This window comes from Ramlibacter sp. (assembly GCF_035706265.1).
Taxonomy (GTDB): domain Bacteria; phylum Pseudomonadota; class Gammaproteobacteria; order Burkholderiales; family Burkholderiaceae_C; genus Ramlibacter.
In genome coordinates this window covers 1-7,581 of the sequence record NZ_DASSVG010000507.1, presented here as the reverse complement: position 1 = coordinate 7,581, position 7,581 = coordinate 1, and the positions used below count along the sequence as shown (strand labels likewise).

At 70.2% G+C, this 7,581-nt stretch carries 6 protein-coding genes and 1 pseudogene; 1 reads left to right on the top strand and 6 read right to left on the bottom strand.

Annotated features, from left to right (window positions below; translation table 11 throughout):
* The 4 genes from VFM98_RS18215 to VFM98_RS18200 form a co-directional block, all read right to left on the bottom strand.
* Positions 1–1,589: PrkA family serine protein kinase (locus VFM98_RS18215; protein WP_325111317.1), on the bottom strand; the 1,589-nt coding region annotated here is incomplete at its 3' end.
* Positions 1,590–1,882: 293 nt separating this feature from the next.
* Positions 1,883–2,893: an SIS domain-containing protein gene (locus tag VFM98_RS18210; protein ID WP_325111318.1), complete on the bottom strand. Its 1,011-nt coding sequence runs from the start codon at positions 2,891–2,893 to the stop codon at positions 1,883–1,885.
* A complete protein-coding gene (gene nagA / locus VFM98_RS18205; RefSeq protein ID WP_325111316.1) occupies positions 2,883–4,016 on the bottom strand; it encodes an N-acetylglucosamine-6-phosphate deacetylase in 1,134 nt (377 codons plus the stop codon). Before nagA ends, VFM98_RS18210 begins: the two co-directional genes overlap by 11 nt.
* On the bottom strand, positions 4,013–4,897 hold the full coding sequence (locus VFM98_RS18200; RefSeq protein ID WP_325111315.1) for a BadF/BadG/BcrA/BcrD ATPase family protein: 885 nt from the start codon (positions 4,895–4,897) through the stop codon (positions 4,013–4,015). Before VFM98_RS18200 ends, nagA begins: the two co-directional genes overlap by 4 nt.
* A 143-nt stretch (positions 4,898–5,040) precedes the next feature.
* On the opposite strand from VFM98_RS18200, the gene VFM98_RS18195 reads away from it, so the two are divergent.
* Entirely contained in the window at positions 5,041–5,649 is a 609-nt protein-coding gene (locus VFM98_RS18195; RefSeq protein ID WP_325111314.1) for a 2-hydroxychromene-2-carboxylate isomerase, read from the top strand.
* 1 nt (position 5,650) lies between these two features.
* On the opposite strand, the gene VFM98_RS18190 is transcribed toward VFM98_RS18195, so the two are convergent.
* Together VFM98_RS18190 and VFM98_RS18185 are read right to left on the bottom strand one after the other, a co-directional pair.
* On the bottom strand, positions 5,651–7,468 hold the full coding sequence (locus VFM98_RS18190; protein ID WP_325111313.1) for an AMP-binding protein: 1,818 nt from the start codon (positions 7,466–7,468) through the stop codon (positions 5,651–5,653).
* Positions 7,465–7,581, bottom strand: a pseudogene (locus VFM98_RS18185) (4-hydroxyphenyl-beta-ketoacyl-CoA hydrolase); the annotation flags it as partial. The pseudogene VFM98_RS18185 and the gene VFM98_RS18190, both read right to left, overlap by 4 nt.

Here is a 7,581-nt window from a genome sequence, read left to right as displayed (position 1 = left end):
TTGAGTGCCGCGCGGTCGAAGATCTCGCCCGTGTCCGTGTCACGGTATTCCTGGTCCTGGATCCAGAAGTCGGCGTAGGTGACGTAGCGGTCGAAGATGTTCTGGCCGTACTCGGAGTACGACTCGAGGTAGGCGGTCTGGATCTCCTTGCCGATGAACTCCGCGTAGCGGGTGGCCAGGTGCTCCTTGATGTAGGACAGGTACTTCTGCTCGGTCTCGGCCGGGAACTGCTCGCGCTCGATCTGCTGCTCCAGCACGTACATCAGGTGCACCGGGTTGGCGGCGACTTCCTCCGAGCCGAAGTTGAACACCTTCGAGATGATCTTGAAGGCGAAGCGCGTCGAGATGCCCGTCATGCCCTCGTCGACGCCGGCGTAGTCACGGTATTCCTGGTAGCTCTTGGCCTTGGGGTCCGTGTCCTTCAGGTTCTCGCCGTCGTAGATCAGCATCTTGGAGAAGATGCTGGAGTTCTCCGGCTCCTTCAGGCGGGTGAGCACCGAGAACTGCGCCATCATCTTCAGCGTGCCGGGCGCGCACACGGCGTCGGCGAGCGAGGAGTTCTGGATCAGCTTCTCGTAGATCTTGATTTCCTCGGTGACGCGCAGGCAGTACGGCACCTTCACCACGTAGATCCGGTCGAGGAAGGCCTCGTTGTTCTTGTTGTTCTTGAACGCCTTCCACTCGCTCTCGTTCGAGTGGGCCATCACGATGCCGTCGAACGGGATCGCGCCGAAGCCCTCGGTGCCCTTGAAGTTGCCTTCCTGGGTGGCCGTCAGCAGCGGGTGCAGCACCTTGATCGGCGCCTTGAACATCTCGACGAATTCGAGCAGGCCCTGGTTGGCCAGGCACAGGCCGCCGGAGTAGCTGTAGGCATCCGGGTCGTCCTGCGCGAAGGTCTCGAGCTTGCGGATGTCGACCTTGCCCACCAGGGAGCTGATGTCCTGGTTGTTCTCGTCGCCCGGCTCGGTCTTGGAGATCGCGATCTGCTTCAGGATCGACGGGAAGCGCTTGCCGACCTTGAACTTGCGGATGTCGCCGCCGAATTCCTCCAGGCGCTTCACCGCCCAGGGCGACATGATCTTCTGCGTGTAGCGGCGCGGGATGCCGAACTGCTGCTCCAGCAGCGGACCGTCCTCCTCGTTGCTGAAGAGACCCAGCGGCGACTCGTTCACCGGCGAGCCCTTCAGGCAGTAGAAGGGGATGTGCTCCATCAGCTGCTTCAGGCGCTCCGCGATCGAGGACTTGCCGCCGCCCACCGGGCCCAGCAGGTACAGGATCTGCTTCTTCTCTTCCAGGCCTTGCGCGGCATGGCGGAAGTGCGAGACCACCTGCTCGATCGGTTCTTCGAGGCCGTAGAAGTCCTTGAAGGCCGGGTAGACCCGGATCACCTTGTTACCGAAGATGCGCGACAGGCGCGGATCATGGCGCGTATCCACCATCTCCGGTTCGCCGATCGCGGCAAGCATGCGCTCTGCAGCCGTGGCGTACGTCAGCGGCTCCTTCTTGCAGAGTTCGAGGTATTCCTCGATCGACAATTCTTCCTCGCGCTTCTGTTCGTAGCGCGTGAGGAAATTGCGGACGACGTCCATGAAGCCTCCTTCGTTTGCGGACTGCAGCGTCAATCGCTTGGTGTGGGATTCACTGTACTCCAGAGCCTCGACGCACGATGATCCCACCCTGTAGGCCAAACGCCGACTTCACTGTAGGTGAACGGTAGATAAAAACAAGGGGCGGAATCGCTAGGAAACACCAATGAGCAGCATGTAAACCACAGTCTGCATCCGCTCGTGAAACGGGCTTCCACAGCCTGCGATGCGCATGCGCTCATGGCTCCACAATGCAAGCGGCGGGCCCGCGGTTGACACCGCTCGCGAGCCGCGTGTCAGCTTGTCCGCGTGACCTTCTTCAGGTGCGGCGGGCGGTCCGGGTCGTTGCCGCGCGCACGCGCGAGCGCTTCCACCATGGGATAGAAGCTCTGGATCGCGCAGACGGGATCGAGCTCCGGCAACTCACTATCCACCAGCGGCAGGTTCGCATCGGGCGTCCCCGCCGGTGCGGCGAGCAGCACGCGTGCACCACGTTCGCGCATGGCCTGCGCCAGTTCGAGCAGCCCGGGCTGCGCCGGGCCGCGCGGCGCGAACACCAGCAAGGGATAACCCTCCTCGATCAGGCGCATCGGCCCGTGCTGCACTTCGGCGCCGGAGAAGGCCTCGGCCTGGATGCCGCAGGTCTCCTTGAACTTCAGCGCCGCCTCCATCGCCACCGGCAGCCCGAGCCCGCGGCCGATCACGAACAGGCGGTCGGCGTCGCGCAGCACCTCCAGCGCCGGCGACCAGTCGGCGGCGCAGGCCTGCTCCATCGCCCGCGGCAGCTGCTGCAGGCCCTTGGCGAGCGCCGCATCGTCCTGCCACGCCGCCACCAGGCGGGCGCCGGCGACCAGCTGCGCGATGAAGCTCTTGGTCGCCGCGACGCTGGTCTCCTGCCCCGCGTGGAGCGGAAACAGCCACTCCGCCGCCCGTCCGAGCGGCGAATCCGGCACGTTGACGAAGGCGCAGGTGACGGCCCCGCACTGCCTGAAATACTGCGTGGGGCTCACCAGGTCCGGGCTCTGGCCCGATTGCGAGAAGGCGAACGAGGCCAGGCCCTCGCAGCGGATCTCGGACTGGTACAGCGTGATCAGCGACATCGGCATGGAGGTGACCAGCCGCCCCAGCCGCGCCATCACCAGGTAGGCCGCGTAGTGCGCGGCGTGGTCCGAGCTGCCGCGGGCGATCGTCAGCAGCGAGGCCGGCGGCTGCTGCCGCAACCGGGCCCCGAAGGCGCGCCAGCGCTCGCCGTCGGCGGCCAGCTGGCGCGCGACGGCCTGCGGCGCTTCGCGCGCTTCATCCAGCATGCGGGACATCGATGGCACCTCCTTCGACGAAGACTTGCTGCACCCGCAGGCCGCGATCGAGCACCACCAGGTCCGCCCAGGCGCCCGGTGCCAGCCGGCCGCGGTCCGCGAGGCCGAGGAAATCGGCCGCGTGGGTGGCGAGCCGACGGGCGGCATCGACCAGCGGCACCCCGATCACGTCGACCAGGTTGCGCAGCGCCCGGTCCATGGTGAGCGTGGAGCCGGCCAGCGTGCCGTCCGCCAGCCGCACGCCGCCCAGGCACTTGGTGACCGGCTGGCGCCCCAGCTTGTATTCGCCGTCGGGCATGCCGGTGGCGGCCGTGGAATCGGTCACGCAGTAGAGGCCGGGGATGCAGCGCAGCGCCGCGCGGATCGCACCGGGGTGCACGTGCAGCAGGTCGGGAATGATCTCGGCGAACTGCGCGTGCGCGAGCGCCGCGCCCACCATCCCGGGCATCCGGTGGTGCAGCGGCGTCATGGCGTTGAACAAATGGGTGAAGCCGCGCGCGCCGCGCTCCAGCGCCTGCACGCCGTCCTCGTAGGTGCCCAGCGTGTGGCCGACCTGGACGCGAAAGCCCGCCGCCACCAGCGCGGCGATGGCCTCCATGTTGCCGGGGACTTCCGGGGCCAGCGTGAGCAGGCGGATCGGCGCCAGTGCATCGAGCGCGCGCAGTTCGTCCAGGGCCACCGGCCGGGCGAAATCGGGCTGGGCGCCGAGCTTGCCCTTGTTGATGTAAGGACCTTCCAGGTGCATGCCGATGATGCGGGCCGCGCCTTCGGCGCGCTCGCGGCACAGGGCGCCGACCGGCTCCAGTGCGACGCGCAGGTCCTCCAGCGGCGCCGTCATCGTGGTGGCCAGCAGCGCCGTCGTGCCGTGCTGCGCATGCTGGCGCGCCACCTGCAGGGCCGCGTCGCCGCCTTCCATGATGTCGCGCCCGGCCCCGCCGTGCACGTGCAGGTCGATGAAGCCGGGCAGGATGAACGGGCCGCCGCCGGCGCGGACCTCGTCCTGCGGAACGGGGGCGCCTTCGATCGCGGTGATGCGGCCGTCGGCGCCCACGTGGAGGGCGCCATCCACGGCCCCCTCGGGCGTCAGGATGCGGCCCGTCACGCTGCGCGTCACAGCGCCTCTTCCGTGTGGACCAGCAGCCGGCGCGCCAGCATCAGCGCGCCTTCGGCCGCGCCGGCCTTCGCAGGCACCAGGCGGCTGCGCAGCGCCGGCCGCATGCGCGGCGCCAGCCGCTCGCCGATGCTGCCCGCCACCGCCAGCGGCAGCCGGCCGCGGGCGTCGATCGCCAGGGCCAGGTCTTCCAGGGCGCCGGTGGCTTGCTGCAGCAGGCGCGCCGCCACCGGATCGGTGGCCTCGCACTCGAACACGGCCCGCGCGAGCTGCGCGAACTCGAACTGGCCGGAGCGCTGGCACCAAGCCTGCAAGCTCTCGCGCTCGTCGCCGCAGTGCATCCAGACACGGCGCGCGAGCGGGCTGGCGTTGGCGCGGCCGTCGAACGCGGCCAGCCCGTGGCGCACCGCCTGCAGGCCGAGCCAGCCGCCGCTGCCTTCGTCATCCACGCGAAACCCCCATCCGCCGACTGTAGCGCGGCTGCCGTCGGCGCGGAGGGCTTCGGCGATGCTGCCGGTGCCGGCAATCACGATCACGCCCGGCTGCCCGCCGTGCGCGCCCATGAGCATGGTGAAGGAATCGGTTTCCACCTCCAGCCGGGCCAGGCCCGGGTCGGCGGCGAGGAAGGCCTCGCGCCACGGCGCATGGCTGACGCCGGACAGGCCGGCCGCCAGCGCGCAGCGCTTCCAGGTGGGAATGGGCAGCTGCGCGCCCTCGAAGGCCTGGCGCACCGCGGCCTGGATGTTGTCCCAGGCCTGCTCGACGCCCTGGCCCAGCGCGGAGGGCCCTGCGGTCCCGGTGCCTACCGTCTCGCCATGGACGCGCTGGACTGCCGCCCTCGTGCCGCTGCCACCGCCGTCGATGCCGATCAGGTAATCCACCATCCGAATAGGTCCCCCTCCCCCCGCTTGGCTGTTCTCGCCTGTTAGAACGGGCGGTTTCCGGCGAGTTGCAGCTCTGCGGCGTGGGCCGGTGCCGCATCCGGGCGTCGGAGGGGGCGGACGCGCGCGCGGCTAAGCTACGCCGCATGGCCGCGCCGCTGCTGTTCTACTTCGACTTCATCTCGCCCTATGGTTACTTCGCCAGCCTGCGCATCGAGGAGCTTGCGGCGTCGCACGGCCGGGCCGTGGACTGGCGGCCCATGCTGCTGGGCGTGAGCGTCATGAAGGTGATGGGCTTGAAGCCCCTGCTGGACACACCCTTGAAGGGCGACTACATCCGCCGCGACGTGCTGCGCCATGCGCGGCGGGATGGGATCGCGCTGGGGCGCGACCTGGCCGCGCCGGTGGGCAATCCGCTGCCGGCTGCACGCGCCTTCTGGTGGGTGAAGAAGCAGCGCCCCGAGCTGGCCGGCGCGCTGGCCCACGCGCTGTACCACGCCTTCTGGGGCGAAGGGCGGGACCTGTCCACGCCGCAGGCGCTGGCGACCGTCGCCCTGCCCGCCGGACTGGCGCCGGCCGAACTCGCGGCCGCCGCGGCCAGCGAGGAGGCGGCGCAGCTGCTGCGCGAGGCGGTCGCGGCGTCGCTGGAAGCCGGCATCTTCGGCTCGCCCACCATCGTGGTCGACGGCGAGCCGTTCTGGGGCGCGGACCGGCTGCAGGACGTCGACGCCTGGCTGCGCTGCGGCGGCTGGTGATTCAGGCCAGGAAGCGGAAGCGCGTCTCCACCGCGATCGCGCCGAGCGCCTCGCGCAGGCGTGGCTCCAGCTGCTGCGGCTCGGCCGCGCCGCGCAGTGTCGCCTCGGCGCTGAAGCCGCCGGCTTTCTCACTTACCGCGAGCTCCACCGCCACGCCCGGTGCGGCGGCCGCGATCACCTCGCGCAGCTTGATGCCGATCGCCTGCGCCCGCAACGCCGGCTTGTAGACCTTGCCGACCGCCGTGGTGGGCAGCGCCTCCAGCACCACCACCCGCCGCGGCACGGCCGGCCGCTCGTAGACCTGCGGCGCCACCTCGCCCAGCAGCGCCTCCGGCGCCAGTTGCGCGCCGGGCTTCAGCGTGACGAAGGCCGCCGGCACCTCGCCGGCGTGGGCGTCCGGCTCGCCGACCACGGCGCACATCGCCACCGCCGGATGGGCCAGGAAGGCGTCCTCCACCAGCCCCGGGTCGATGTTGTGCGAGCCGCGGATGATCACGTCCTTGGCCCGCCCGGTGACGTGCACGTAGCCCTGCGCATCGAGGTGGCCCAGGTCGCCGGAGACCAGCCAGCCCTGCTCGAACATGCCGGCGTTGCGCGCCGCGTCGGTGTAGCCGGGACTCACGTGCGGGCCGCGCAGCACCACGATGCCGGTCTCGCCCGCGCCGCACTGCTGCTCCGGGCGCAGGCTGTCGCGCCAGGGGACCACGCGCACCTCGGTGTACGGCAGGCGCAGCCCCGCGGAGCCCGGCACGCGCGGCGCGTGGAAGGGCTCGATCGACACCAGGCCCGCACATTCCGTCATGCCCAGGATGTTGCGCACCGCGATGCCCAGCGTGTTCTCGAAGCGCAGCGCCAGCTCGGTGGGCAGCGGCGAGCCGCCCGTGTACGCCACCTGCACGCGCGCGATGTCGGCGTCCACCGGCAGGTTGCACAGGCTGGCCAGGATGGTGGGCACGCAGGCCAGCGCCGTCACGCCTTCGCGCTCGCAGAACTTCCAGTAGTTGCGCAGGAAGGCCGCGTTGCGCATGCCGGTGACGGTGGGCAGCACCTGGGTGGCGCCGATGGCCAGCAGTGCAAGGCCGTAGACGAAGGCGCCCGCCACATGGAACAGCGGGAAGCCGTTGATCTCCACCGTGTGCTCGTCGAAGCCGTAGAAGCGGTGCGCGAACCAGGAGGTGTGGGCCTCGTTGCCGTGGGTGTGCTGCACGAGCTTGGGAGCGCCGGTGGTGCCGCCGGTGTGGAACAGCGCCGCGATCCGTTCCGGCGCGAGCTGCGGGTCGAAGGCCAGCGTGTCGGTTTCCTGCGCCAGCGCCGCTTCGAAGCTGTCGCCGATGCGCAGCACGGTGCGGCGCTCCAGCCCCGGCACCTTCTGCACGGCGGACCAGACATCGAGCTGCGGATCCGGGCCGAGGGCCACCACCACCCTGGCGCCGCTCGCATCGAGCAACGCCGCGACGTGCTCCGGCTGCAGCATGAAGTTGATCGGGCAGGCACGGCCGGCGAGCTGCGCGCCCCACAGCGCGTAGTGCGTGGCCGGGATGTTGGGCGCGAGGATCGCCACCGCGTCCTCCGGGCCGACACCGAGCCGGCGGAACAGGTTGGCCGCGCGGTGGACCTGCCCCAGCAGCTCCGCATAGGTGATGCGTTGCGGCGGAGTGGCGGGGTCGCCGTCCGGCAGGTACGTGAAGGCGGTGCGTTCGGGATGGCGCTGCGCCGCCCGCGCGATCAGGCCGTAGGTAGTGCGCGCCGGGATCGCCTCCTCGTAAGGCGTGCGCTCCAGCGCCTCGATGTCCGCGATGCCGCGAAAGAACCCGCTCACGCCAGCCCCAGCAGCCGCACGGCGTTGCCCTTCAGGATGCCGGGCATCACCTCCGGCTTGAAGCCGGCGTCCTCGAAATCCTTCATCCAGCGTTCGGGCGTGATCAGGGGGTA

What these genes read in the sequence shown, in the direction of transcription:
- VFM98_RS18200 (WP_325111315.1), bottom strand. Translation starts at nt 4,897, where the DNA reads ATGGTGGATTACCTGATCGGCATCGACGGCGGTGGCAGCGGCACGAGG.
- VFM98_RS18210 (WP_325111318.1), bottom strand. Translation starts at nt 2,893, where the DNA reads ATGCTGGATGAAGCGCGCGAAGCGCCGCAGGCCGTCGCGCGCCAGCTG.
- VFM98_RS18195 (WP_325111314.1), top strand. Translation starts at nt 5,041, where the DNA reads ATGGCCGCGCCGCTGCTGTTCTACTTCGACTTCATCTCGCCCTATGGT.